This window comes from Stenotrophomonas sp. TWI1151 (assembly GCF_039673135.1).
Classification (GTDB): domain Bacteria; phylum Pseudomonadota; class Gammaproteobacteria; order Xanthomonadales; family Xanthomonadaceae; genus Stenotrophomonas.
The window spans coordinates 78,032-101,286 of the sequence record NZ_JBDJLA010000005.1 but is presented as its reverse complement, the minus strand read 5'-3'; the positions used below and the strand labels follow the sequence as shown (position 1 = coordinate 101,286).

The following is a 23,255-nucleotide window of genomic DNA, read 5'->3' as shown; positions in this document are numbered from 1 at the left end:
TCCCCGTGCGGTCGTTGGTGCGCGGACTATAGGAATGGCCCCGGTTCAGAGCGTGTGATGCCGGGCTGCAGCGCCCGGATTTGCCCCGCCGGGCTGGCGGCCGCAGAATAACGGGCTTTCCGGCGCAGCTTGGCGCCGGCACTCTCCTGCGGAGCTTTACCCCCATGCGTACCCACTTCTGTGGCCTGGTCGACGAGACCCTGATTGGCCAAACCGTAACCCTCGCCGGCTGGACCGACGTTGCCCGCAACCAGGGCGGCGTGGTCTTCATCGATCTGCGTGATCATGAAGGCATCGTGCAGGTGACGGTGGAAGTCGACAACGCCGCTGTATTCGCCGTGGCCGCCAGCCTGGGCTACGAAGACGTGCTGCAGGTGGAAGGCGTGGTGCGCGCGCGCCACGCGGCCAACGACAAGCTCCGCACCGGCAACGTGGAAGTGATCGCCACGGCCATCACCATCCTCAACAAGGCCGAGCCGCTGCCGTTCCACGCGCACGAGAACCCGGGCGAAGAAACCCGCCTGAAGTACCGTTACCTGGATCTGCGCCGCCCGGAAATGCAGCGCATGCAGCGCACCCGCATCAAGCTGGTGCAGGCCCTGCGCCGCCACCTGGACGCCACCGGCTTCCAGGACATCGAAACCCCGATCCTGACCAAGGCCACCCCGGAAGGCGCCCGCGACTTCCTGGTGCCGGCGCGCATGCACCCGGGCGAGTTCTACGCCCTGCCGCAGAGCCCGCAGCTGTTCAAGCAGATCCTGATGGTGGCCGGCTTCGACCGTTACTACCAGATCGCGCGCTGCTTCCGCGACGAGGCCCTGCGTGCCGACCGCCAGCTGGAATTCACCCAGCTGGACATGGAGTTCGCCTTCGTGCGCGAGCGCGATGTGCAGGACTTCGTGGAAACCATGATCCGCGCCATCTTCAAGGAAGTGGTCGATGTGGAGCTGGCCGCCAGCTTCCCGCGCATGACCTGGGCCGAAGCGATGCGTCGCTATGGCTCGGACAAGCCGGACCTGCGCATCGCGCTGGAGCTGGTGGACGTGGCCGAGCTGGTCAAGACCAGTGAGTTCCCGGTGTTCACCGCCGCCGCCAATGATGCCGACGGCCGCGTGGCCGCGCTGCGCATCCCCGGCGGTGCCACGCTGAGCCGCAAGCAGATCGACGAGTACGCCGCGCATGCCGCCAAGTACGGCGCCAAGGGCCTGGCCTACATCAAGATCAGCGAGAGCGGCGACGTCAGCTCGCCGATCGCCAAGTTCTTCAGCGACGAGGCTTTCGCCGCGCTGGTCGCCCAGGTGGGCGCCGGCAAAGGCGACATCGTGTTCTTCGGCGCCGGTGGCTACAACAAGGTCTCCGACTTCATGGGCGCCCTGCGCCTGAAGGCCGGCAAGGACTTCAACCTGGTCGCCGCCGGCTGGGCACCGCTGTGGGTCACCGATTTCCCGATGTTCGAGTACGACGACGAAGCCCAGCGCTACGTCGCCCTGCATCACCCCTTCACCGCGCCGGCAGTGGATGACATCGCCGATCTGCGCGCCAACGCCAAGACCGCCGTATCGCGCGGCTATGACATGGTGCTCAACGGCAACGAGATCGGCGGTGGTTCGATCCGTATCCACCGCTCGGACATGCAGAGCGCGGTATTCGACCTGCTGGGCATCGGGGCCGAAGAGGCCGAGGGCAAGTTCGGCTTCCTGCTCGACGCGCTGCGTTTCGGCGCGCCGCCGCACGGTGGCATCGCCTTCGGTATCGACCGTATCGCCGCGCTGATGGCCGGTACCGAGTCGATCCGCGACGTCATCCCGTTCCCGAAGACCACCGGCGCGCAGTGCCTGATGACCGGTGCCCCGTCGCCGATCCCGGACGAGCAGCTGGCTGAAGTGCACGTCCAGGTCCGTCCGCGCGCGGTCAAGGAATAAGCCGGCAAGCGCCGGCCATGGGCCGGCGTGGGGTGCGGCAGGTACCGGCCGGAGGTCGGTGCCGGGCCGTGGGTGGCGCCCGTGATGATCGAAAACGTTGATCGTCACGCGGCGCCATCGCCGCAGCGTTCAGGTAAATTGACGGCTCCCGCCGATGCCGATGCTCCCGCCGTGACCCCAGGCCGTTACACCATCCGCCGCGCCACCCCGGACGATGCCCAGACCCTGTCGGTGCTGGCCGCGCGTACCTTCGTGGAAACCTTCGGCCATCTGTACCCGCCGGAGGACCTGCAGGCCTTCCTCGACGAGGCCTACCCGGCGCAGCGCCAGCGCATCATCCTCGAACACCCCGATTACGCGGTCTGGCTGCTGGAGCTGGACGGTGTTGCCGTGGGCCACGCCGCAGCCGGCCCCTGTGGACTGCCGCATGCCGAGGTGCAGCCCGGCGATGGCGAGCTCAAGCGCCTGTACCTGATCAAGGACCAGCAGAGCTGTGGCTGGGGCAGTCGTCTGTTCGAAACCGCGCTGGCCTGGCTGGAACGCGAGGGCCCGCGCACGGTGTGGCTGGGGGTGTGGTCGGAAAACTTCGGTGCACAGCGCTTCTACGCCCGTTACGGCTTCAGCAAGGTCGGCACCTACGCGTTCCCGGTCGGCAAGGTGCTCGACCTGGAGTTCATCCTGCGCCGCCCGCCAACGGCCGCCGGATCCGGATACTGAAGGGCCGCGACGGCTTCACCTGCCGTTGTCCGGTCCATTCGTCTAATGACGCTGTTTCCTTCTGCAGGCGCCCCGCCCAACGGGCTAGGCTGACACCATGAATCCCCCTGTTTTACTGCTGCATGGCATCTGGAATGCGCGCGCGTGGGTCGGCCCGCTGGCCTGGCGTCTGCGTGCCCGTGGCTTCGCCGTGGATACCTTCGGGTACTCCAGCGTGTTCGGGGGCCCGGAGGTGGCGGTGCCGCAACTGCTGGAGCGGCTCAAGGACAGCGGCCCGGTCTCGCTGGTCGGGCACAGCCTGGGCGGACTGGTCGCACTGGAGGCGCTGCGGCGCGCGCCGGACCTGCCGGTGTCGCGGGTGGTCTGCCTCGGCTCCCCGTTGCGTGGCAGTGTGACCGCGCGCTCGCTGAGCGATCACGGCTGGTCGCTGGCGCTGGGGCGCAGCTCGGAACTGCTGCTGGATGGCCTGCCGGCCTGGGAGGGCAGGGCGCAGGTCGGCCTGATCGCCGGCTCCGTCCCGCACGGGCTGGGCAGCCTGCTGGGCGCCTGTGGCGATGCCTCCGATGGCACCGTGGCGCTGGATGAGACGCAGTTGCCGGGCCTGGCCGACCACTGCGTGATCCCGGCCAGCCACAGCGGGCTGGTGTTCTCGCCGGATGCCGCGCGCCAGACCGCCGCCTTCCTGCGCGATGGCCGGTTCCGCCGGGACGACGCGGCCCACGCCGCCTGATCGGGCCCGGCACTGACACGGGCAGGTCGGCGGATCAGGTAGAATTCGCGCCCTGTTCCTGACAGAAACACGAGAGTCACCCCATGGGTAGAGGCCCCTCCATCGAGAACCGCAAAAACGCGTCTGACGCGAAGCGCGGCAAGATTTTCACCAAGATCATCCGCGAGATCGGCGTTGCCGCGCGCGGCGGTGGAGGCGACCCCAACAACAACCCGCGCCTGCGGGTGGCCATGGACAAGGGCCTGTCGTCGAACATGTCCAAGGACGTGATCGAGCGCGCCATCAAGAAGGCGACCGGTGAGCTGGAAGGCGTCGAGTACGAAGAGATCCGCTACGAGGGCTATGCCCCCGGTGGCGTGGCCGTGATCGTGGACTGCCTGACCGACAACCGCGTGCGCACCGTGGCCGATGTCCGCCATGCGTTCAGCAAGTGCGGCGGCAACATGGGCACGGAAGGCTCGGTGTCGTTCATGTTCAAGCGCCTGGGCGTGCTGCACTTCGGCGCCGGTGCGGACGAAGAAGCCGTGACCGAGGCGGCGATCGAGGCCGGCGCGGACGACATCGTGGTCTACCCGGAAGACGGGGCGATCGACGTGGTCACCGCGGCCGACAGCTACCACGCTGTCAAGGATGCGATGGAGGCCGCCGGGTTCACCCCGGACCATGCTGAAATCACCTACCGCGCCGACAACGACATCAAGGTCGAAGGCGACACCGCTTTGCAGGTCAAGAAGCTGCTGGACATGCTCGAAGACCTGGACGATGTGCAGGACGTGTTCTCCAACGCCGAGCTCGGCGCGGACGCCTACGCCTGAGCAGGCGCTTCACCGGTCGCTTTGCGCGACCGGTGAGCGGACAATGCGGACCATGATGACTCCCGCCGTTCCCTGTTATCCCCGCCGCATGTGTCCCTTCCGGGCCACGGGCGGCCGTGTGCGTGCCGCATGACCCGCATTCTCGGCATCGACCCCGGTTCGCAGCGCACCGGGGTGGGCATCATTGATGTGGACGCCGCCGGCAAGGTGGTGCATGTGCATCACCTGCCGCTGGTGCTGCTGGGCGCGGATGACTTCCCGCAGCGGATGAAGCTGCTGGTGGTCGGCCTGACCGCCCTGGTCGAGGAATACCGCCCCGACGAAGTGGCCATCGAAAAGGTGTTCATGGCGCGCAACCCGGATTCGGCCTTGAAGCTGGGCCAGGCGCGCGGCGCCGCCATCTCGGCCGTGGTGATGCGCGACCTGCCGGTCAGCGAGTACGCCGCCACCGAGATCAAGCTGGCCGTGGTCGGCCGCGGTGGCGCGGAAAAACAACAGGTCCAACACATGGTCGGGCTCATGCTCAACCTGAAAACCAAGCTGCAGGCCGACGCTGCCGATGCGTTGGCCGTGGCGATCACCCACGCCCACGTCCGGGCGACGGCGTTGCGCCTGGGCGTCAATGCCCGCCAGGCCTGGAGCCGGAAATGAGGAACACTGCATGATTGGTCGTCTGCGCGGGATCGTGGCCTACAAGGCGCCGCCGTGGCTGATGGTGGACGTCAATGGCGTCGGCTATGAGCTGGAGGCGCCCATGAGCACCTTCTACGATCTGCCCGAGCTGGGCCGCGAGGTCACCCTGTTCACCCATTACGCGCAGAAGGAAGACAGCGTCTCGCTGTACGGTTTCCTGCGCGAGGGTGAGCGCCGCCTGTTCCGCGATGTGCAGAAGGTCAGCGGGATCGGCGCCAAGATCGCGTTGGCCGTGCTCTCCGGGGTCAGCGTGGACGAGTTCGCGCGCATGCTGCAGGCCGGTGACATCACCGCGCTGACCCGCATCCCGGGCATCGGCAAGAAGACCGCCGAGCGCATGGTGCTGGAGCTGCGCGACCGCGCGGCCCATTTCGGTGGCGGCGGCGCGCCGATCGCCGGTGCGGCACCGGCCACCGATCCGGTCTCCGAGGCGACCGTGGCCCTGCAGCAGCTGGGCTACAAGCCGACCGAGGCCGCGCGCATGGCGCGCGATGCCAATGCCGAGGGTGACGATGTCGCCACGGTGATCCGCAAGGCCCTGCAGGCGGCGCTGCGCTGAGCCGCGCGCCTGCCATTTCCTGACACCGACACCACCGACCGCGTCCGCCCGGAGCCTCATGTCCACCACTTCCCCCCAGCACAGCGACGGCCAGGCCCCGCACGGCCACGCGCCCGCGGCCGGCGGCATGGCGCTGATGATCGGCGCCATCGGCGTGGTGTTCGGCGACATCGGCACCAGCCCGCTGTACACGCTGAAAGAAGCGTTCTCCCCGCACTACGGTCTCAACAGCGACCATGACACCGTGCTGGGCGTGCTGTCGCTGGCGTTCTGGGCGCTGAACATCGTGGTGACGCTCAAGTACGTCACCATCATCATGCGCGCCGACAACGACGGCGAGGGCGGCATCATGGCGCTGATGGCGTTGACCCAGCGCACGCTGCGCAACGGGTCGCGCTCGGCCTATGTGGTCGGCATCCTCGGCATTTTCGGCGCCTCGCTGTTCTTCGGCGATGGCGTGATCACCCCGGCGATCTCCGTGCTGGGTGCGGTCGAGGGCCTGGAGGTCGCGGCCCCGGGCCTGCACAACTTCATCGTGCCGATCACCGTGGTGGTGCTGCTGGCGGTGTTCGCCGTGCAGCGCTTCGGCACGGCCAAGATCGGCAAGCTGTTCGGCCCGATCACCTCGATCTGGTTCATTTCGCTGGCGGCCATCGGCATCTGGAACATCGTCGATGCCCCCGAAGTACTCAAGGCCTTCAACCCGATGTGGGCGCTGCGCTTCTTCATGGAGCACGGCTGGCACGGCATCTTCATCCTCGGCGCGGTGGTGCTGGCGGTGACCGGCGGCGAAGCGCTGTACGCGGACATGGGCCACTTCGGCGCCAAGCCCATCCGCCATGCCTGGTACTACTTCGTGCTGCCGTGCCTGGTGCTGAACTACCTGGGGCAGGGCGCCCTGGTGCTGAAGAACCCCGAAGCGGTCAAGAACCCGTTCTTCGAGGCGGTCCCGGAGTGGGGCCTGTACCCGATGATCGTGCTGGCCACGATGGCGGCGGTGATCGCCTCGCAGTCGGTGATCACCGGCGCATTCTCGGTCTCGCGCCAGGCCATGCAGCTGGGCTACATCCCGCGCATGCGCATCACCCATACCTCGCACGACACCATCGGCCAGATCTACATCCCGGGCATCAACTGGGGCATTGCGGTGATGGTGATCGGGCTGGTGCTGGCCTTCCGCAGCTCCTCCAATCTGGCGGTGGCCTACGGTATCTCGGTGTCGGCCACCATGCTGATCGATACCCTGCTGCTGGCGCTGGTCGCGCGCGCGCTGTGGCCGAAGGCACGCAACTGGATCCTGCCGCTGTGCGTGATCTTCTTCGTGATCGACCTGGGCTTCGTGATCGCCAACGGCGCCAAGCTGCTGCAGGGCGCGTGGTTCCCGGTGGTGCTGGGCATCGTGCTGTTCACCATGATGCGCACCTGGCGGCGTGGCCGCGAGCTGCTGCGCGATGAGATCCGCAAGGATGGCATCCGGATCGATACCTTCCTGCCGGGCCTGATGCTGGCTCCGCCGGTGCGGGTACCGGGCACCGCCGTGTTCCTGACCGCCGATCCCTCGGTGGCCCCGCACGCGCTGATGCACAACCTCAAGCACAACAAGGTGCTGCATGAGCGAAACGTGTTCCTGCACGTGGTGACCCTGCCGGTCCCGTACGCGCCCTCCGGCCAGCGCCTGAAGATCGAATCGGTGGGCGATGAGTTCTATCGGATCTACGTGCGCTTCGGCTTCATGGAGACCCCGGACGTGCCGCTGGCGCTGATGCGCTCGTGCGACCACGGCGGGATCTACTTCGACCCGATGGACACCACGTTCTTCGCCAGCCGCGAGACCATCGTGGCCACCGCCAACCGCGGCATGCCGATCTGGCGCGACAAGCTGTTCGCGCTGATGCACCGGAACGCCGCGCCGGCGACCGGGTTCTTCCGGATTCCGGGTAATCGGCTCGTGGAGCTTGGGGCTCAGGTGGAGATTTAATCTCCACCTGCGCTGCCCACAGTTTGCGATGCAAACCGTGGGCCCCGGCGGCATTTCCCCTTATCCCCGCGCCTTCGGCGCGCCCCCGTGAACAACAAGGGGCGCTTCCTCCGATGCGTTCCCGGTAGTGCCGGCCGCTGGCCGGCTCCCCATGACCCCTGCATCGTGCGGAGCCGGCCAGCGGCCGGCACTACCGGGGCGCGGATCACGCCCCTTTTTGCCGCATAATCGCGGGATGACCGACGACCGCATTATCGCCGCCGGTGCCACCCGCGAAGACGAGGGCACCGACGCCAGCATCCGCCCCAAGCGCATGGCCGATTACCTCGGCCAGGCGCCAGTGCGCGAGCAGCTGTCGATCTACATCGAGGCGACCAAGGCCCGTGGCGACGCACTCGACCACGTGCTGATCTTCGGGCCGCCGGGCCTGGGCAAGACCACCCTTAGCCATGTGATCGCCAACGAGCTGGGGGTCGCGCTGCGCGTCACCTCCGGCCCGGTGATCGAAAAGGCCGGTGACCTGGCCGCGCTGCTGACCAATCTGCAGCCGCACGATGTGCTGTTCATCGATGAAATCCACCGCCTTTCGCCGGTCGTGGAGGAAGTGCTGTATCCGGCGATGGAAGATTTCCAGATCGACATCATGATCGGTGAGGGCCCTGCGGCCCGCTCGATCAAGATCGATCTGCCGCCGTTCACCCTGATTGGTGCGACCACCCGGGCAGGCCTGCTGACCGCGCCGCTGCGCGACCGCTTCGGCATCGTGCACCGGCTGGAGTTCTACACCCCGGAAGAGCTGACGAAGATCGTCCGGCGTTCGGCCAGCATCCTCAACATCGACTGCACCGCCGAAGGCGCGGCCGAGATCGCACGGCGCTCGCGCGGCACCCCGCGTATCGCCAACCGGCTGCTGCGCCGCGTGCGCGACTTCGCCCAGGTGAAGGCGGCCGGCCACATCGATCAGGACGTGGCCCAGGCCGCGATGCAGATGCTCAAGGTCGATCCGGAGGGCTTCGACGAGCTGGATCGGCGCCTGCTGCGGACCATGGTCGATTACTTCGATGGTGGCCCGGTCGGCATCGAGTCGCTGGCGGCGGCGCTGTCCGAAGAACGTGGCACGCTGGAAGACGTGGTCGAGCCGTACCTGATCCAGCAGGGCTTCCTGATCCGCACCGCGCGGGGGCGCATGTGCACGCACAAGGCCTACCGGCACATGGGGCTGAAGCCGAAGAACCCCCCGGCGGACCTGTTCGCGGAGGTCCCGGATGTCGGTTGAGCCCCGGGTTGAGCCCCGATTCAGTTGGCCGACACGCATTTACTGGGAAGATACCGACGCTGGCGGGGTGGTGTACCACGCCCGCTACGTGGCCTTCATGGAACGGGCGCGCACGGAATGGATGCGCGCATTGGGGTATGGTCAGGAGCGGATGCGCTGCGACCACGGCCTGGTGTTCGCGGTGCGCAGCATGACCATGGATTTCCTCAGACCGGCGCGCCTGGATGATGCGCTGGATGTCACCGCCACGCTGGTGCAGTGCAAGCGCGCCAGCATGGTATTCGCGCAGGCCGTGTGCCGGGGCGGGGAAACACTGCTGACCGCGCAGGTGAAGATCGCCGCGCTGGATGCAACCACCTTCAAACCGCGTGGCATGGACGATGCACTGCATGCCGCGCTGAAACACCTCGAATTTCCAGAATCCGCATACTGAGGAACAACGGATGATCGCAATGCTCCTGGCCCTGCAGGCCACGGTGACCGAAGCGCTGCCGCAGGAAGTCACCAGCGCCGCGGCGCAGACTGTCGCCCAAGCCGCGCATGGCGGTGGCATCAATTACCTGGACCTGATGATCAAGGCCAGCATCCCGGTGAAGATCATCGTGCTGCTGCTGTTGGCCGGCTCGTTCATCAGCTGGGTGATCATCTTCCGCAAGGCACGCGTGTTCAACGCCGCCAACCGCGCCGCCGACGAGTTCGAAAGCCGCTTCTGGTCCGGTGCGGACCTGGGCAAGCTGTACAGCTCGGCGACCGACCGCAACCGCCAGGTCGGCGGCCTGGAAGCGATCTTCGAATCGGGCTTCCGCGAGTTCACCCGCCTGCGCGACAAGCGTCGCCTGGATGGCCGTGCCCAGCTTGAGGGCGCCCAGCGCGCCATGCGCACCACCTACACCCGTGAAGTGGACCAGATGGAGCGCAGCCTGGAGCTGCTGGCCAACATCGGCTCGACCGCCCCGTACGTGGGCCTGGTCGGCACCGTGTTCGGCATCATGGTGACCATGCACGACATGATCAACAGCGGCGAGCAGGCCGGCATCGCCTCGGTCGCCCCGGGTATCTCCGAAGCCCTGTTCGCCACCGCGATCGGCCTGTTCGTGGCGATCCCGGCGGTATGGGCCTACAACCGCTTCACCACCCGCGTGGAGCGCATGTCGGTGCGCTTTGAAACCTTCGCAGAAGAGTTCAGCTCGATCCTGCAGCGTCAGACCGCGGGCGACGAGTAAGCGCCCAGCACAGGAGTCCTGCCATGACCGCAGCCATTGGCCGCCGCAAGCGCCGAAAGCTCAAATCCGAAATCAACGTCGTGCCGTACATCGACGTCATGCTGGTGCTGCTCATCATCTTCATGGTGACCGCGCCGCTGCTCACGCTGAGCTTTGAAGTGGATCTGCCGACCTCCCAGGCCAAGGCGCTGGAGAGCAAGCAGGATCCGGTGATCGTGTCCGTCCGCCTTGATGGCCAGCTCAGCCTGAAGCTGCCCGAGGCCAAGGATCCGGAACCGATGGATGCGGCCCGGCTGCAGGCCCAGCTGTCCGCGCTTTCTTCGCAGGACAAGAACCTGCGCGTGATCGTCGCCGCCGACAAGGCCGTGGCGTATGAGAAGGTGGTCGCGGCCATGGACGTGATCAAGCGCGCCAACGTGGAAAAGGTGGGCCTGGCGACCGATGCACGCTGAAGCCCTGCCACCGCAGCGTCAGCCTGAAGAGAAGTGGGGTCTGCCGATCGCGCTGGCGCTCGGTGTGCACCTGCTGCTGGCCCTGATCTTCATCGCCGCCTGGTTGTGGTCGCCGCAGCGCACCACCGAAGCGGCCGCCGGCGATCCGGCGATCGAGGCCAGCCTGCAGCTGTCCGCCTCGGAAGCCTCGGCCGCCCGCCAGGCCCTGCGGGCCTCCGAAACGCTGCCGGACCTGCCCGAGCCGGTCGCCGAGCCCGAGCCCATTCCGGAAGACACCGTGCCGCCACCGCAGCCCTTGCCCGAGCCGCGCCCGCAGGACGCACCGACGCCGCAGCAGTCGCAGGCGCAGGAGCGCATCGCCCAGCCCGACACGGTCGACCAGGAAGCGGTCAACGCGCTGGCGATCTCGGCGGAAAAGGCCAAGCAGGAGCAGGAAGCCAAGCGCCGCCAGGAACAGATCGACCTGACCGAGCGCAAGCGCCAGGAACAGGCCGAGCAGAAGCTGCGCCTGGCCAAGCAGCAGGAAGAAGCCGAGAAGAAGAAGCTGGCCGAGCAGGAACAGAAGGCCAACGACGCCAAGGCCGACGCCGAGCGCGACAAGAAACTCGCTGAAATCCGCCGCAAGCGGGCCCAGGCCGAGAACGAAGCCAAGCTGGCCGAACAGAAGCTGCGCCAGGTCACGGCCGCACGTGCGGCCAATGCCTCGGCCTCGACCGCCGGGGCGACCGGTGCCGCCAAGCCGGCCGCCGGTGCTGGTGGCACCAGTGACGATCTCAGTGCCAAGTACGCGGCGGCCATCCAGCAGAAGGTCTCGGCACAGTGGACCCGTCCGGATTCGGTCCCGCTGGGCCAGCGTTGCCAGGTCTCGATCACCCAGATTCCCGGTGGGCAGGTGATCCAGGCCAAGGTCAGCGGCAGCTGCCCGTTCGACGAGGCAGGCCGCCGTTCGATCGAGGCCGCCGTGTTGAATGCCCAGCCGTTGCCGTACCGCGGCTTCGAATCGGTGTTCGCGCGCACCATCAACTTCACGTTCACCGCCCAGGATTGACCCGGCAGGCCGCTGATCCCGCCGGATCAGCGGTCGTGGCAGCCGCGCGCCACCGGCCGCCGCGCAGGCCGACGGCGCCTGGAGGGGTTAACGGTGTGTGAGTTTTGTGCACCCGGTGACTCGGAATTCACACGGCCTTGGTTCATGATTGCGAAACTGTTCACCGCGGTCCTGTTATCCCTCGTTCTGGTTTCCCCCCTATTGAGCGCTCCATGAAAAAAATGCCTCGTTGGCTTGCCGTTGTTGCGGCCCTGTTGTTGCCCTTCGCTGCCATGGCGCAGCAGAAGGGGCTGGATATCGACATCATTGGCGGCAATGCCTCCGCCACGCCGATCACCGTCGTCCCCATGCCGTATCAGGGGTCGGCCGGTGCACCGCAGACCGATGTGGCCGCCGTGGTGCGTGCCGACCTGGACCGTTCCGGCCAGTTCCGCAATCTGCCGGAAGCCCAGATCGTCGAAAAGCCGACCCGTGGCAGCGAGATCCAGTTCGCCACCTGGCGCGCGCTGAAGCAGAACTACATCGTGGTCGGCCGGGTGATGGACGCCGGCGCTGGCGCCTACCGCGTCGAGTACGAGTTGTACGACGTGCCCAAGGGCGAGCGCCTGCTGGGCCTGGCGATGACCGCCCGTGGCAACGCCATGCGCGATGTCGCCCACCAGATGGCCGACGCCATCTATGAAAAGATCACCGGTGTGCGCGGCGCCTTCTGGACCCGCATTGCCTATGTCACCGCCAGCGGCAAGGGCGATGCCATGCGTTATGCACTGATGGTGGCCGATTCGGACGGCTTCAACCCGCAGACCATCGTGCGCTCGGCCGAGCCGCTGCTCTCGCCGAGCTGGAGCCCGGACGGCAACAAGCTGGCCTATGTGAGCTTCGAGCGCGGCAACTCGGCGATCTACATCCAGAACATCTCCAGCGGTGCCCGTGAGCTGGTCACCAGCTTCCGCGGCATCAACAGTGCCCCGTCGTTCTCGCCGGATGGCCGCCGCCTGGCCCTGTCGCTGTCGCGCAGCGGCAACCCGGAAATCTACGTGATGGACCTGGGCAGCAAGCAGCTGACCCAGCTGACCAACCACTTCGCCATCGATACCGAGCCGACCTGGAGCCCGGATGGCAGCAGCGTCTACTTCACCTCCGACCGTGGCGGCCGCCCGCAGATCTACCAGGTGGCTTCCAGCGGTGGCAGCGCGTCGCGCGTGACCTTCCAGGGCAACTACAACGCCACCCCGAGCCTGTCCTACGACGGCAAGAAGCTGGTGGTCGCCCAGGGCAGCGGCAACACCTACAAGATCGCGATGATGGACAGCAGCACGGGCTCGGCCCGCTGGAACACGCTGTCGCCAGGGTCGCTGGATGAATCGCCGAGCTTCGCGCCCAACGCGAGCATGGTGTTGTACGCCGCCCGTGAGGGGGGTCGTGGAGTGTTGTACGCCGTTTCGGCCGATGCGCGCGTGCGCCAGCGGCTGGTTCTGGCGGACGGTGATGTTCGCGAGCCTTCTTGGTCGCCATACCGTACAAAGCGCTAACAGAGTGTTAAGATTTCGCCGTATTCATCCCTCATCCGGCTTTAGGAGCCTCAAAGGTATCGCCATGAACAAGACCACCCGCGTTCTGCTTGTCTCCCTGTTGTCCGTGGCCGCCCTGGCCGGTTGTTCCAAGAAGGTCAAGGAAGTGCCGGCTGCCCCGGTTGATACCGGCAGCACCACGGCTCCGACCGGCCCGTCCACCTCGGGTCTGTACGGTCCGGGTGATCTGGATACCGATTCCTGCCTGCGCCAGCGCGTGGTGTACTTCGATCTGGATCAGGACAGCGTCAAGCCGGAGTTCCAGGCCATCATGGCGTGCCACGCCAAGTACCTGCGTGACCGTCCGTCCTCGCGCATGACCCTGCAGGGCCACACCGATGAGCGCGGTTCGCGCGCTTACAACCAGGCCCTGGGCGAGCGTCGTGGCAACGGCGTGTCCTCGGCACTGCAGGCCAACGGTGGCTCGGCTTCGCAGCTGACCGTCGTGTCCTACGGCGAAGAGCGTCCGGTCTGCACCGAGTCGGGCGAGTCCTGCTGGTCGCAGAACCGTCGCGTCGAGATCGTGTACACGGCTCAGTAATAGATGCGCTTTCGATTTCTATCGATGATCGTTGCGGCAGCCCTCGTGGCTGCCGCACCGGCCAATGCGCAGCGCCAGAGTCTGGCCGACCGCGTCGGCGCGCTTGAGCAGCAGGCGAACAACAACCAGTCCAACATGGACATGCTCAATCAGCTGAATCAGCTGCGTACCCAGTTGCAGGCCCTGCAGTCGCAGGTCGAGCAGCTGCAGCACGACAATGACCAGCTCAAGCAGTCCGCCAAGGACCAGTATCTGGACCTGGACAGCCGCCTGAACCGCCTGGAAGGTGGAGCCCCCGTGCTTCCTGCCGCCCCGGCCGCAGCCGCGCCTGCCCCCGCTGCATCCCCGAAACCGGCAACGGCCGCTTCCGAGCGGCCGCCAAGCGTGCACGGCGATGCCGGCAGCCTGGCCGCCAGTGGCGATGAACGCACCGCCTACAATGTCGCCTTCGATGCGCTCAAGGCCGGCAAGTACGACGACTCGGCGCAGCTGTTCATGAGCTTCCTCGAGCTGTACCCCAACGGCGTCTATACCCCCAACGCGCTGTACTGGTTGGGCGAAAGCTATTACGCCACCCGTAATTTCCCGCTGGCTGAGGCGCAGTTCCGCGACCTCATCTCGCGCTACCCGACCCATGACAAGGCGTCCGGTGGCCTGCTCAAGATCGGCCTTTCCCAGTATGGCGAAGGCAAGGTCGACCAGGCCCAGGCGACCCTCGAACAGGTCGTGTCCACGTATCCCGGCTCCGACGCCGCGCGCACCGCGCAGGACCGTCTGCAGTCGATCCGGCTGGGTCAGCAGATCCGCTGAACCCGCCCCGGGCCGCTGTTGCGGCCGGGCCCGGTATAATGATGGATTGCCAACCGGGCGCTGCCCGGTCCTCCGTGCCGGGCCATGCCCGGCTGTTGTCGTTTCCGAAGCCGTCCGCCAAGAATCACCGCCATGACCACCACTCTGTCCGCTGCTGCCGCACTCCCCAGTGAGATCGTGCAGTCCCCGCTGCCGCGACTGAAGATCACCGAGATCTTCCTGTCCCTGCAGGGCGAAGCCGATACCGCCGGCTGGCCGACCGTGTTCGTGCGCCTGACCGGCTGCCCGTTGCGCTGCACCTATTGCGATACCGCCTACGCCTTCCATGGCGGCATCTGGTGGGACATCGACGCGATCGTGGACGAGGTGCTGGCCCAAGGCGTTCACCACGTCTGCGTGACCGGTGGCGAGCCGCTGGCGCAGAAGCGCTGCCTGGTGCTGCTGGAGAAGCTCTGCGATGCCGGCCTGGACGTCTCGCTGGAAACCTCCGGCGCGCTGGATGTCAGCGCCGTCGATCCGCGCGTGTCGCGCGTGGTCGACCTGAAAACCCCCGGCTCCGGCGAAATGGCCCGCAACCGCCTGGAGAACCTGCCGCTGCTGACCAAGCGCGACCAGATCAAGTTCGTCCTGTGCAGCCGTGAGGATTACGAATGGGCCCGCGGCATGGTCCGCGAGCATCGCCTCAACGAGCGCAGCATGGTGCTGTTCTCGCCGAGCAAGAGCGAGGTCAGCCCGCGCGAGCTGGCCGACTGGATCGTGGCCGACCGCCTGCCGGTGCGCTTCCAGATGCAGCTGCACAAGCTTTTGTGGAATGACGAGCCGGGCCGATAGGGCCAACCCGGCATTCCTGACGTACCCGGCGCGGGACAGCGTGCTGGTTCCCTGCAAACCACCGGAAACACCCCCCATGAAGAAAGCAGTCGTCCTCCTGTCCGGCGGCATGGACTCCGCCGCCGTCGTCGCCATCGCCCGCGAGCAGGGCTTCGCCGTCCACGCCCTGAGCGTGCGCTATGGCCAGCGCCACACCTCCGAACTCGATGCCGCCGCGGCGGTCGCCAGCGCGCTCGGCGCGGTCGCCCACAAGACCGTCAATGTCGATCTGCGCAGCATCGGTGGCTCGGCCCTGACCGATGACATCGACGTCCCGGAAGCGGGCGGCGAGGGCATCCCGGTCACCTACGTGCCGGCGCGCAATACGATCATGCTGTCCGTCGCGCTGGGCTGGGCCGAAGTGCTGGGCGCCAACGACATCTTCTGCGGCGTCAACGCGGTGGACTACTCCGGTTACCCGGATTGCCGCCCCGAGTTCATCCAGGCCTTCCAGGCGCTGGCCAACCTGGCCACCAAGGCGGGCGTGGAAGGTGCGGGCATCCAGGTCCACGCGCCGCTGCAGTTCCTGAGCAAGGCCGATATCGTGCGTGAAGGCGTTCGCCTGGGCGTGGACTTCGGCCTGACCGTGTCCTGCTACAACGCCGACGACCAGGGCCGCGCCTGCGGGCACTGCGATGCCTGCCGCCTGCGCGCGCAGGGCTTCACCGATGCCGGCGTGCCGGACCCGACCCACTACGTGTGATGCGGGACGGGTACGCATGAGCGCGAAGATGCGTTAGAATGCGCACCCCCGGCGTCACGTCGGGGATGCAATGGGCCGTTAGCTCAGTTGGTAGAGCAGAAGACTTTTAATCTTTTGGTCGATGGTTCGAATCCATCACGGCCCACCACTGCATCCATGATCAAGGCGACCGCGAGGTCGCCTTTTTCATGCGCGGGGATGGGCGTCTCCGCGACCGCCGGCCGAGGCAGCAGCTGCACTGCGCAGCGAGCGCAGCAGGTACAAGGCCGACACCAGGCAGGCAAGAATGATCGCCATCGACACCGGCAGATGAAATGCGCGATGGCCATGCAGCGCGAAGCCGAGGTGGATGATGAAGGTGGCCAGGCCCAGTGCCGCGCAGAGCCTCGCGAAACCGCGTGCCTTGCCGGTCTGCAGCACCACATGGCGGTAGCCGAGCACCACCACGCCCACGGCGATCAGATTGAACACCAGGAAGCCCTGCACGCCACCCGGCAGCAGGAACATCTCCCACTCACGCCAGAAGGCGGCATCGATCTGATGGAGAATCAAGGCGAGCAGCGTGGCGAAGTAACGTCGTTCCATGAGGCGGGCGGTGCCAGACGCTGCGGATCCTGCAGCGTGCGTAGTGTAGCGGCCCACCAGGGGTGACCCCTGCGCCGCCGGGGCCGGGCTCAATGCATCCCGATGTCGCTGGCGAGCGTATCCACCACGCGCTGCGCCCGTGCCCGGTCGCTTTCTCCGCTGCGCGGAATGACGGGCAGGTCCGGGGTGATGCCGGCAACTTCGTCGCTGCCGTCGGCACGCAGGCGTACGCAGTTCGGTACGCGCACGCGCAGGTGCGAATGGGGGAGTTCAGGCGGCGCGTCTGCACTCATGAAGCCACAGCCATAGCCGCCGCTGTGCGTACCGACGATGCGGGCGATGTGGTTGTCCTGCATGCGCGCGGCAAACATTTCGGCCGAGGACGCGGTCTTTCCGTTGGTCAACACATACACCGGGCCATTCCATGCGCCCCAGTGCCCGCGCAGATCCTGTGCCCAGTCCAGGCGGTGCGCGATCAGGAAATCATCGAGGGTGTCCACGGCAGGGCTCGGCAGCGGACCGCCGGACGTACCCGCCGCGACCAGGCGCCGGCACGGTGCGGCGTCCCATGCCTGCTGCGTGTGCCAGGCCCAGGACAGATCGCAGGGCGGCATGGCCACCGCCTGCCGCGATGCCTGGAAGGCGGCGCGCTGCGTGCTCAACAGCCGGCGGGCGGCCGCGTTGGGGTGGTGATGACGCAGCGCGTCGTCGAGCCGTTCGTACTGCTCGTCCAGATACGGTTTGCCCGCCGCCGACTGGCTGACCTCCAGGACGGCGGAGGCCACCGGCTGCGAAGTAAACAGGCGCGCGAGGGTGTCGCCGCTGTCGTCGCCGCCCGGGTTGTCACCCACATCCACCAGTACCGCGTCCACGCCGTCCTGCTGGAAGCGCCGCAGGCTGGCGGCAATCGCAGCGACCCAACTGCGGCCCACTGTGCCGCGCATCTCCGCGGTGGCGTCGGCCTGCCGCAGCTGTGGCCACAGCGCGTGGCACACGCCTGGATAGCGCAGCGCATCGAACTCGTGCAACCGCAGCAGGCCGATCGTGTGCCCGTCCGGCAAGGACAGCGTGCCGGCGCGCAGCATGGGGTCGGCCACATCGTTCAAGGGGTGGTAACCCGGCAGCGTGTCCAGCGGCAGGCTGAAATCGTGGCGACCCTCGTCGGATACGCCAAGCAATGCACAGCCTGCGCCGGCGCCCAGGGCCCGTGGGTCCACAGCAGCGGGCGCCGGGGAGCTGGGGGCCTGTTCAAGCGGATCGAGCAGGCTGAGGTGGCCGTCATGGAAGCCGGCCAGGAAGGTGCGAAGGGCCTGGGCCGCCTGCGCATCGGTATGCGCTTCGGCCAGTGCGCGCTGCGCGGAGGCATCCAGCGCGGGTAGATCCACGCCGCCCTGAGGCGAGGCGACCCAGGCCAGGTGCGCGTAATCGTGCGCCAGGATCTGCTTGAGTGCCGCGTGGTCGGCCTGCCAGCCGCTTCGATCGAATGCCGGTGTGGCACGGCATGCTTCCGGCGATGCCATGGCCAGCATCGCCAGCGTGATCACGATCCCTCTCGTCCCTGCCATACAGCCTCCTTGCGACCCGGCGCAGTGCCGCACGGGGCAAGGGTGACGGGATCGTGTGTGCGATCGACTCCGGTCGATCGTAGCCAATGCGCGTGTTCCCCGGAAGTCCCGGAGTCGCATCACGCCACCGTCCCTACGACGCGCGCACGATCAGGCCATACCCGGCCACAGTGGGCCACGATCCCACGGAGCGGTGTGATGAGTACCGTCCAATCCGGCCACGCGATACGCGAACTCAACCAGATCATCGGCATCGCGCGCGACGGCCACGACATCTACGCCAGAGCCGTCGCCGACGACGGGACGCAGGATCCGCAGTTGAACGCGCTGATGATGCGGATGGCCGCAGCGAAAATGCAGGTCATCGATGGGGTCACGCGGCTGGTGCGCGACGCCGGCGGTCAGCCCGCCCGCCACCGTACCCTGGCCGGCAGCCTCCGTGGCGGCTTCGGCAGGTTGGGCACCGTACTCGGGGATGCGGGCATCCAGTACGCCAGTGAGAGCCAGGCAGCTGAAGCGCGTCTGGTGAGGGCACTCGAAGTTGCCGCGCGCGATGGCGCACTGACGGCACATGCGCGACGAACGCTCAACGGCATGCTGCTGGAGACGCGGCTCGGTTGGGACGACATGCGCCAGGAGGTAGATGACCTGCGGGGCCGGGATGCATAGTCATCCACACCGTCACCCACACCTTCAAGGAAGCACGCGCATTCGTAGCGTCGCGAATCAACAGCGTCGCGAATGAGCTTCGTAGTGAAGGATGAAGGAGATTGAAGGATGAAGGAGATTGAAGGACGCGAGACGTTGAAGGGTGCGGGACGGCGCCGAGTGCGCCTAGTCGCCATCTGCATGTGAGGGCTGCGCGGATGCGCAGCCCCACCATGCGGCAGACGAATTACTTCTGCTGCGGCCTGTTGCCTGCGTCAGGGGCGTTCTTGGTGTCCTGTTCCTGCTTCTGCTGCTTGGCCTGCGCGTCCTTGCGGTCCTGTTCGGACTGCGGGCCTTTCTGTGCAGCAGCATTCTTGACGTTGTTTTCGTTGTTCTGCATGTTGGACATGGTGTGACTCCAAGGCGACGTGATGTCGCAACCCCAGCGTGGACCTGCCGCTGTTACGCGAGGGTCGCACTGGGATGAGCATCCGGTCACGGTAGTCTCATGACCAAGTGCTACACCGCGTGGGCGGGACCACCCACGGCGCTGCTGGTCCACAACGTGCCTTCATCCCAGGCGCCGAGTTGGAGGCTGCGGCCGTCGATGTATCAGGATTGGCAGAGTGTCCCGCAATGGTCGCTGCTGAACCCGGCAATGGCCTGCTGCAGGAGCGGAACGTCGCTTGGGTCCACCTGTTCCAGCGCGTCCTTCAACGCGTCACGCACTGGCTGCCGTTGCTCGAACTGCAGCATCTGCGCGTAAGGCGCCGCCGTCTCTGCCAGCGCACCGACCAGGGTCCGCTTCAGCGTGCTGCCGGCCGGCTGGGCACGCATCACCTCCAGCATCTCCAGGTACTGGCGTTGCGCATTGCGGCGAAGGGTGTCGGTGCCGCCCGGTCCCAAACCGGCGAGCTCTGCGGGCGTTGCAACGGTCAGCCACGTATCCACCAGTGGCTGCATCCGTGCGCCGCACTGCAGCAGGTACGGTAGCAGCAGGCCCAGCTGTGCCTGGAAGCGCTCGGCGTTGCGGTTGCCTTGGCGGGCCTGCTCGCCGGAATGGAGGAGCACGGCGGCTGGCATCGCACCCATGCCGAACTGCATCAACCGGGTGGACAGCGTTACGCCGTACTGACACGCGTTGGTCAGCAGACTCAGGTCCGCCGTCGCGTAGTCCGGCGCCAGGACGTCGGTCGTGTTGGTCACCGCCGCCAGCAGCTGCATGGCGCGTGGGCTGTCGAGCTGCTCCGGTGCGTTGTCGGCGTCGGCTTGCTGCAGCAGTTGCAGGTAGTCGCGCGTGGCTTCGTACTGCGCCATGAACTGCGGCGGTATGTCATCGGCACGTGCGGGTGAGGGGACCAGCAAGATCACGAGGAGGGCCGCGCCCAGCGGTGTCGGTGCAGACGCACGCGCCGGCCATGCCAGTCGTCGCATGAGAGAAGAAAACAGGCTGCAACTCATCCGGAGCATGGTCCTTGGATCGATTCGGGCATGGAGCGTAGGTGACCCGGGGCAGGGCGGCAACCCGGTGCGCAGCATGCGTCGCCGGGGCATCCTGCGGGTGCCCGGCAATCGGTTGTCCTCGAATGACGGTTGGGAGATGCAGGCGTGGGCCATGAGCGGTCCGCCTGTGCACACCGCAGAATCGCTTACGGGGGCACAATAGCCAGTCATTCGCTGATCGTTGTTGGAGGTGCCATGAACCGTTTCGTCCTGCTGGGTGTGGGGGCGCTTGCGCTCGCGGCCTGTTCCAAGCCGGCGCCGTCCGATACCGCGACTCCGGCAGAGCCTGCCGCGCCGGCCACGTCGGCCACGTCGGCCCCCGCTGCCAGCGCGCCCGCCACCCCCGCCAGCCCGACCCTGCAGCCGCCGTCGTTCGATTGCGCCAAGGCGCACTCCGAGGCCGAGCAGCAGGTGTGTGGCGACGCCCGCCTGGCCGCGCTGGACCGCCAGCTGGCCGCGCTCTACAAGCGCGTGCAGACCAGCCCGGACGAGCTGGACATCGCGGCCGAGCAGCGTGGCTGGATCAAGGGTCGCGATGCCTGTTCGCGCGCGGTGGACCCGCACCGTTGCCTGGTGGAGTCCTACCAGACGCGTCTGGTCGAGCTGACCCTCAACGCCGGCGGCATCCAGGTGCCGGCCAAGGTCGAGTACCGCTGCGATGACAACAGCAAGCCGGTGACCGCGGTGTTCTACAACGACATCGATCCCACTGCGGCCGTGATCAGCTGGGGCAATGACCAGGCGATCGTGTTCCCGGTGCCGGTCACCCGCGAGGAAAACAACGGCGGTCGCTGGGGGCGCGAAGGCGTGGACCTGCGGACCCACAACGACCAGACCACGCTGGAGTTCTACGGCACCACGCTGCAGTGTCAGATCGCCAAGTGATGGCGGCCACCGCCGCGTTGCTCAGCGCACGCGGCGGTAGCGCACCTCGTTCTGCCGGTCGCCCACTTCGGTGGTGACGAAGCCGTCGCGGCTCTGGCTGATGTCGAACACGTTGCTGCCGACGTTGAGCTGGCCGCCATTGACCCAGCCGTTCAACGACTGCCCACGCGTCTGTGCGCTCATGCGGCCGTCGCTGTCGATGCGCATGCGGATGTCGGCGTTGAAGCTCGGGTTGTAGCCCTCGAACTCGCCGACCATCCAGTCGGGCACATAGGACGTGTGGCGGGCGCCCTGGTAGTTCTCGTCGTCGTAGCGCGCGTCATCCTTGTTGGCGTTGTGGGCCAACGCGCCGAGAATCGCCGCGCCGATCAATACGCCGGCGGCGACCTTGGCGTCGTGGTTGTCATCGTCATGGCGGTCATCGCGGTCGCTGCCGCCGTGCACCCGGAACGAGGCGCGGCAGCCATCGTCGACCCACACCTCGCGGCGGTCGTAGTCCCAGTTGCGGCCCTGGCGGCAGTCTGCACCGGACAGTTTGCGGTCCAGGGTGACGTAGCCCGCGCGGGGCAGGGCGCAGGATTGATAGCGGTTGTCGCGGCTCTCGCAGGTGACGAAGTCATCCGCGCGCGCGTCTCCCAACGGCAGCATCAACAGCAGGGGCGTGGCCAGCAGCATACGGAAGAGCATGTCGTCGATTCCGGAAGGGAAAAGGAGCGCGTCGCATCGTATGGGAAGCGGGAAACCCCCGTTCCCTGGCACCGACGATGGCCACGCGCACATGAAATCCGGATGAAGATCAACGAGCTGCGCGCCCGGACGGTCGCCGGGCGCCGCAGATGACTCGCCTCAGGCGCAGGCCGCCAGCGGGTGCTGGAAGCAGGCACGGATCGCGTCGAGCAGCTCGCTCATGCTGTAAGGCTTGGGCAGGAAATGCATGCCCGGGCCGAGCTGAGGCAGCACCACGGAGGGCTCCAGGCCCGAGGTGACCAGCACCGGCAGCCCGGGCTGTTCCTGCTTGACCCGATGCGCCGCCTCGATGCCACTCACCGCGCCCAGGCAGACATCGGTGAACACCAGGTCGAAGCGTTCGCCGGCCTGCAGCAGGCCCAGCGCGGCTTCGGCGGAACTGACCGCCACGACTTCGCAGGCCTGGCTTTCCAGCGCCATGCGGCTCAGTTCGCGGGTGTCTTCGGTGTCTTCGATCAACAGCACGCGTGGTTCGGGATGGTGCTTGGACAACAACATGGAGCGTGGTTCCTGCTTACCCCCGGAGAGGGGCGCGCAAGTATCGCGGGCCGCCGGTGAGGAGACCGTCGACGGCGACCAAATGCCGGGTGAATCGAGGGCGGGATCGTACCGCCCGTAGCGCCCACGGCGCTCAGGCAACGGCCGCCGACCGCCGGCGTCCACGGTGCCAGGCCCACACCAGCCCGACCGCCAACCCCGCCGCCGACAGGCGCAGCACTGTCGCCGGCCAGCCGACCGCGGTGGCCTCGCTGATCACGAAGACGTTCCAGGCCAGGTTGAGCGAGACGTGCAGGGCCAGCCCGCTCCACAGGGTGTAGTCGTCCAGGGTGTTCAGCCAGGCGAATACCAGCCCGCCGATGCCGGTGATGGCGAGCACCTGCAGCGCCATGCCCCCGCCGCCGCCGAACGACCACCAGTGGATCGCACCGAAGATCACCGCCTGCACCAGCGCGGCGGCCAGCCACGGCCAGCGCTGCTGGCGATGGGCGAAGATGAAGCCGAAGCCACGGAAGATGATTTCCTCGGCGAACGGGAACAGCACGCCGAGCATCAGCAGTGCGAGGACATCCTGGGTGGGATTCACCCCGCCCAGCCACCACAGGCCGAGCCAGCACGGCAGGGTCGCCAGCAGGGCCAGTGCCGGGCCCTGCCAGCCATTCCAGCGCAACCCAAGCAGTGCGTGCAGGCGTTGCCCGGGGCGCAGCAGCAGCGCAGCCACGGCCAGCACCAGCAGCACGCCCAGGCCGTTGTCGAGGATGGCGCCGCCATAGGGGATCGGCAGCTTCGGAATCGGCGTGCCCAGCCACGCGGCGAGGTCGCGCAGATTGATCGACACGGCCAGGGTCAGCACCACCACGAAGGCGGACAGCCAGGTGGGCAGGCGGAGGGACGGCATGGGACGCTCCATATCCAG

At 67.1% G+C, this 23,255-nt stretch carries 26 protein-coding genes and 1 tRNA gene; 20 read left to right on the top strand and 7 right to left on the bottom strand.

Annotated features, from left to right (window positions below):
* Nucleotides 1–164: 164 nt before the first annotated feature.
* The 18 genes from aspS (at nt 165) to ABE422_RS08455 (ending at nt 16,056) form a co-directional block, all read left to right on the top strand.
* Entirely contained in the window at nt 165–1,922 is a 1,758-nt protein-coding gene (gene aspS / locus ABE422_RS08540) for an aspartate--tRNA ligase (RefSeq protein WP_346482802.1), read from the top strand.
* A gap of 171 nt (nt 1,923–2,093) precedes the next feature.
* Complete coding sequence (locus ABE422_RS08535; RefSeq protein ID WP_346482801.1) at nt 2,094–2,639, top strand: GNAT family N-acetyltransferase; 546 nt, start codon at nt 2,094–2,096, stop codon at nt 2,637–2,639.
* 97 nt (nt 2,640–2,736) lie between these two features.
* Entirely contained in the window at nt 2,737–3,369 is a 633-nt protein-coding gene (locus ABE422_RS08530; RefSeq protein WP_313219722.1) for an alpha/beta fold hydrolase, read from the top strand.
* 83 nt (nt 3,370–3,452) lie between these two features.
* Entirely contained in the window at nt 3,453–4,184 is a 732-nt protein-coding gene (locus ABE422_RS08525) for a YebC/PmpR family DNA-binding transcriptional regulator (protein WP_313210407.1), read from the top strand.
* Between the two features lie 129 nt (nt 4,185–4,313).
* A complete protein-coding gene (gene ruvC, locus ABE422_RS08520; protein ID WP_121039160.1) occupies nt 4,314–4,835 on the top strand; it encodes a crossover junction endodeoxyribonuclease RuvC in 522 nt (173 codons plus the stop codon).
* Nucleotides 4,836–4,845: 10 nt separating this feature from the next.
* A complete protein-coding gene (ruvA, locus tag ABE422_RS08515; protein WP_313210410.1) occupies nt 4,846–5,436 on the top strand; it encodes a Holliday junction branch migration protein RuvA in 591 nt (196 codons plus the stop codon).
* 127 nt (nt 5,437–5,563) lie between these two features.
* Complete coding sequence (locus ABE422_RS08510) at nt 5,564–7,414, top strand: potassium transporter Kup (RefSeq protein WP_313210516.1); 1,851 nt, start codon at nt 5,564–5,566, stop codon at nt 7,412–7,414.
* Between the two features lie 235 nt (nt 7,415–7,649).
* Nucleotides 7,650–8,690, top strand: a complete 1,041-nt coding sequence (gene ruvB, locus ABE422_RS08505; RefSeq protein WP_121039149.1) for a Holliday junction branch migration DNA helicase RuvB — start codon at nt 7,650–7,652, stop codon at nt 8,688–8,690.
* Nucleotides 8,680–9,123, top strand: a complete 444-nt coding sequence (ybgC, locus tag ABE422_RS08500; protein ID WP_313210413.1) for a tol-pal system-associated acyl-CoA thioesterase — start codon at nt 8,680–8,682, stop codon at nt 9,121–9,123. The genes ruvB and ybgC overlap by 11 nt, the downstream gene beginning before the upstream one ends.
* A gap of 10 nt (nt 9,124–9,133) precedes the next feature.
* A complete protein-coding gene (gene tolQ, locus ABE422_RS08495) occupies nt 9,134–9,913 on the top strand; it encodes a protein TolQ (RefSeq protein ID WP_346463210.1) in 780 nt (259 codons plus the stop codon).
* 23 nt (nt 9,914–9,936) lie between these two features.
* Nucleotides 9,937–10,365 (top strand): protein TolR, encoded by a 429-nt coding sequence (gene tolR / locus ABE422_RS08490; protein WP_019185220.1) that lies wholly within the window; start codon nt 9,937–9,939, stop codon nt 10,363–10,365.
* Entirely contained in the window at nt 10,355–11,413 is a 1,059-nt protein-coding gene (gene tolA / locus ABE422_RS08485; RefSeq protein WP_313210418.1) for a cell envelope integrity protein TolA, read from the top strand. Before tolR ends, tolA begins: the two co-directional genes overlap by 11 nt.
* A 212-nt stretch (nt 11,414–11,625) precedes the next feature.
* The gene (tolB, locus tag ABE422_RS08480; protein ID WP_046272625.1) at nt 11,626–12,945 is read left to right on the top strand and encodes a Tol-Pal system beta propeller repeat protein TolB; all 1,320 of its coding nucleotides are present in this window, start codon (nt 11,626–11,628) and stop codon (nt 12,943–12,945) included.
* Nucleotides 12,946–13,009: 64 nt separating this feature from the next.
* On the top strand, nt 13,010–13,525 hold the full coding sequence (gene pal, locus ABE422_RS08475) for a peptidoglycan-associated lipoprotein Pal (protein ID WP_121039134.1): 516 nt from the start codon (nt 13,010–13,012) through the stop codon (nt 13,523–13,525).
* A 3-nt stretch (nt 13,526–13,528) separates the two neighbouring features.
* The gene (gene ybgF, locus ABE422_RS08470; RefSeq protein ID WP_313210423.1) at nt 13,529–14,335 is read left to right on the top strand and encodes a tol-pal system protein YbgF; all 807 of its coding nucleotides are present in this window, start codon (nt 13,529–13,531) and stop codon (nt 14,333–14,335) included.
* A 132-nt stretch (nt 14,336–14,467) separates the two neighbouring features.
* On the top strand, nt 14,468–15,166 hold the full coding sequence (gene queE, locus ABE422_RS08465; RefSeq protein WP_346482800.1) for a 7-carboxy-7-deazaguanine synthase QueE: 699 nt from the start codon (nt 14,468–14,470) through the stop codon (nt 15,164–15,166).
* Nucleotides 15,167–15,242: 76 nt separating this feature from the next.
* A complete protein-coding gene (gene queC / locus ABE422_RS08460; protein WP_019185214.1) occupies nt 15,243–15,908 on the top strand; it encodes a 7-cyano-7-deazaguanine synthase QueC in 666 nt (221 codons plus the stop codon).
* A gap of 72 nt (nt 15,909–15,980) precedes the next feature.
* Nucleotides 15,981–16,056, top strand: a tRNA-Lys gene (locus ABE422_RS08455).
* Between the two features lie 38 nt (nt 16,057–16,094).
* On the opposite strand, the gene ABE422_RS08450 is transcribed toward ABE422_RS08455, so the two are convergent.
* Both ABE422_RS08450 and ABE422_RS08445 read right to left on the bottom strand, forming a co-directional pair.
* Nucleotides 16,095–16,493, bottom strand: a complete 399-nt coding sequence (locus ABE422_RS08450) for a DUF6713 family protein (RefSeq protein WP_346482799.1) — start codon at nt 16,491–16,493, stop codon at nt 16,095–16,097.
* An 89-nt stretch (nt 16,494–16,582) separates the two neighbouring features.
* Nucleotides 16,583–18,058: a S41 family peptidase gene (locus ABE422_RS08445; RefSeq protein ID WP_346482798.1), complete on the bottom strand. Its 1,476-nt coding sequence runs from the start codon at nt 18,056–18,058 to the stop codon at nt 16,583–16,585.
* A gap of 198 nt (nt 18,059–18,256) precedes the next feature.
* Between ABE422_RS08445 and ABE422_RS08440 the strand changes: the two genes are divergently transcribed.
* A complete protein-coding gene (locus ABE422_RS08440; protein WP_346463239.1) occupies nt 18,257–18,727 on the top strand; it encodes a DUF2383 domain-containing protein in 471 nt (156 codons plus the stop codon).
* Nucleotides 18,728–18,953: 226 nt separating this feature from the next.
* On the opposite strand, the gene ABE422_RS08435 is transcribed toward ABE422_RS08440, so the two are convergent.
* On the bottom strand, nt 18,954–19,115 hold the full coding sequence (locus ABE422_RS08435) for a hypothetical protein (RefSeq protein WP_346482797.1): 162 nt from the start codon (nt 19,113–19,115) through the stop codon (nt 18,954–18,956).
* 203 nt (nt 19,116–19,318) lie between these two features.
* Complete coding sequence (locus ABE422_RS08430) at nt 19,319–20,077, bottom strand: hypothetical protein (RefSeq protein WP_313210435.1); 759 nt, start codon at nt 20,075–20,077, stop codon at nt 19,319–19,321.
* 327 nt (nt 20,078–20,404) lie between these two features.
* Here ABE422_RS08430 and ABE422_RS08425 point away from each other — a divergent pair, with 327 nt between their 5' ends.
* Nucleotides 20,405–21,094, top strand: a complete 690-nt coding sequence (locus ABE422_RS08425) for a lysozyme inhibitor LprI family protein (RefSeq protein WP_346463243.1) — start codon at nt 20,405–20,407, stop codon at nt 21,092–21,094.
* Nucleotides 21,095–21,115: 21 nt separating this feature from the next.
* Here the strand turns inward: ABE422_RS08425 and ABE422_RS08420 are convergent, their stop codons facing one another.
* The 3 genes from ABE422_RS08420 to ABE422_RS08410 all read right to left on the bottom strand — a co-directional run bounded on the left by ABE422_RS08420 (nt 21,116) and on the right by ABE422_RS08410 (nt 23,237).
* Nucleotides 21,116–21,781 carry a DUF3011 domain-containing protein gene (locus ABE422_RS08420; protein WP_346482092.1) on the bottom strand — a complete coding sequence of 222 codons (666 nt, stop codon included), beginning with the start codon at nt 21,779–21,781 and terminating at the stop codon, nt 21,116–21,118.
* Nucleotides 21,782–21,940: 159 nt separating this feature from the next.
* The gene (locus ABE422_RS08415) at nt 21,941–22,339 is read right to left on the bottom strand and encodes a response regulator (protein ID WP_313210441.1); all 399 of its coding nucleotides are present in this window, start codon (nt 22,337–22,339) and stop codon (nt 21,941–21,943) included.
* Nucleotides 22,340–22,472: 133 nt separating this feature from the next.
* Nucleotides 22,473–23,237: a CPBP family intramembrane glutamic endopeptidase gene (locus tag ABE422_RS08410; RefSeq protein WP_346482796.1), complete on the bottom strand. Its 765-nt coding sequence runs from the start codon at nt 23,235–23,237 to the stop codon at nt 22,473–22,475.
* Nucleotides 23,238–23,255 lie beyond the last annotated feature (18 nt).

What these genes read in the sequence shown, in the direction of transcription:
- ABE422_RS08420 (WP_346482092.1), bottom strand. Translation starts at nt 21,781, where the DNA reads ATGCTCTTCCGTATGCTGCTGGCCACGCCCCTGCTGTTGATGCTGCCG.
- ruvC (WP_121039160.1), top strand. Translation starts at nt 4,314, where the DNA reads ATGACCCGCATTCTCGGCATCGACCCCGGTTCGCAGCGCACCGGGGTG.
- ABE422_RS08425 (WP_346463243.1), top strand. Translation starts at nt 20,405, where the DNA reads ATGAACCGTTTCGTCCTGCTGGGTGTGGGGGCGCTTGCGCTCGCGGCC.
- queE (WP_346482800.1), top strand. Translation starts at nt 14,468, where the DNA reads ATGACCACCACTCTGTCCGCTGCTGCCGCACTCCCCAGTGAGATCGTG.
- tolB (WP_046272625.1), top strand. Translation starts at nt 11,626, where the DNA reads ATGAAAAAAATGCCTCGTTGGCTTGCCGTTGTTGCGGCCCTGTTGTTG.
- tolR (WP_019185220.1), top strand. Translation starts at nt 9,937, where the DNA reads ATGACCGCAGCCATTGGCCGCCGCAAGCGCCGAAAGCTCAAATCCGAA.
- ybgF (WP_313210423.1), top strand. Translation starts at nt 13,529, where the DNA reads ATGCGCTTTCGATTTCTATCGATGATCGTTGCGGCAGCCCTCGTGGCT.
- tolQ (WP_346463210.1), top strand. Translation starts at nt 9,134, where the DNA reads ATGATCGCAATGCTCCTGGCCCTGCAGGCCACGGTGACCGAAGCGCTG.
- pal (WP_121039134.1), top strand. Translation starts at nt 13,010, where the DNA reads ATGAACAAGACCACCCGCGTTCTGCTTGTCTCCCTGTTGTCCGTGGCC.
- aspS (WP_346482802.1), top strand. Translation starts at nt 165, where the DNA reads ATGCGTACCCACTTCTGTGGCCTGGTCGACGAGACCCTGATTGGCCAA.
- tolA (WP_313210418.1), top strand. Translation starts at nt 10,355, where the DNA reads ATGCACGCTGAAGCCCTGCCACCGCAGCGTCAGCCTGAAGAGAAGTGG.
- ruvA (WP_313210410.1), top strand. Translation starts at nt 4,846, where the DNA reads ATGATTGGTCGTCTGCGCGGGATCGTGGCCTACAAGGCGCCGCCGTGG.
- ABE422_RS08440 (WP_346463239.1), top strand. Translation starts at nt 18,257, where the DNA reads ATGAGTACCGTCCAATCCGGCCACGCGATACGCGAACTCAACCAGATC.
- ABE422_RS08445 (WP_346482798.1), bottom strand. Translation starts at nt 18,058, where the DNA reads ATGGCAGGGACGAGAGGGATCGTGATCACGCTGGCGATGCTGGCCATG.
- ABE422_RS08410 (WP_346482796.1), bottom strand. Translation starts at nt 23,237, where the DNA reads ATGCCGTCCCTCCGCCTGCCCACCTGGCTGTCCGCCTTCGTGGTGGTG.
- queC (WP_019185214.1), top strand. Translation starts at nt 15,243, where the DNA reads ATGAAGAAAGCAGTCGTCCTCCTGTCCGGCGGCATGGACTCCGCCGCC.
- ABE422_RS08525 (WP_313210407.1), top strand. Translation starts at nt 3,453, where the DNA reads ATGGGTAGAGGCCCCTCCATCGAGAACCGCAAAAACGCGTCTGACGCG.
- ruvB (WP_121039149.1), top strand. Translation starts at nt 7,650, where the DNA reads ATGACCGACGACCGCATTATCGCCGCCGGTGCCACCCGCGAAGACGAG.
- ABE422_RS08435 (WP_346482797.1), bottom strand. Translation starts at nt 19,115, where the DNA reads ATGTCCAACATGCAGAACAACGAAAACAACGTCAAGAATGCTGCTGCA.
- ybgC (WP_313210413.1), top strand. Translation starts at nt 8,680, where the DNA reads ATGTCGGTTGAGCCCCGGGTTGAGCCCCGATTCAGTTGGCCGACACGC.
- ABE422_RS08510 (WP_313210516.1), top strand. Translation starts at nt 5,564, where the DNA reads ATGGCGCTGATGATCGGCGCCATCGGCGTGGTGTTCGGCGACATCGGC.
- ABE422_RS08450 (WP_346482799.1), bottom strand. Translation starts at nt 16,493, where the DNA reads ATGGAACGACGTTACTTCGCCACGCTGCTCGCCTTGATTCTCCATCAG.
- ABE422_RS08530 (WP_313219722.1), top strand. Translation starts at nt 2,737, where the DNA reads ATGAATCCCCCTGTTTTACTGCTGCATGGCATCTGGAATGCGCGCGCG.
- ABE422_RS08415 (WP_313210441.1), bottom strand. Translation starts at nt 22,339, where the DNA reads ATGTTGTTGTCCAAGCACCATCCCGAACCACGCGTGCTGTTGATCGAA.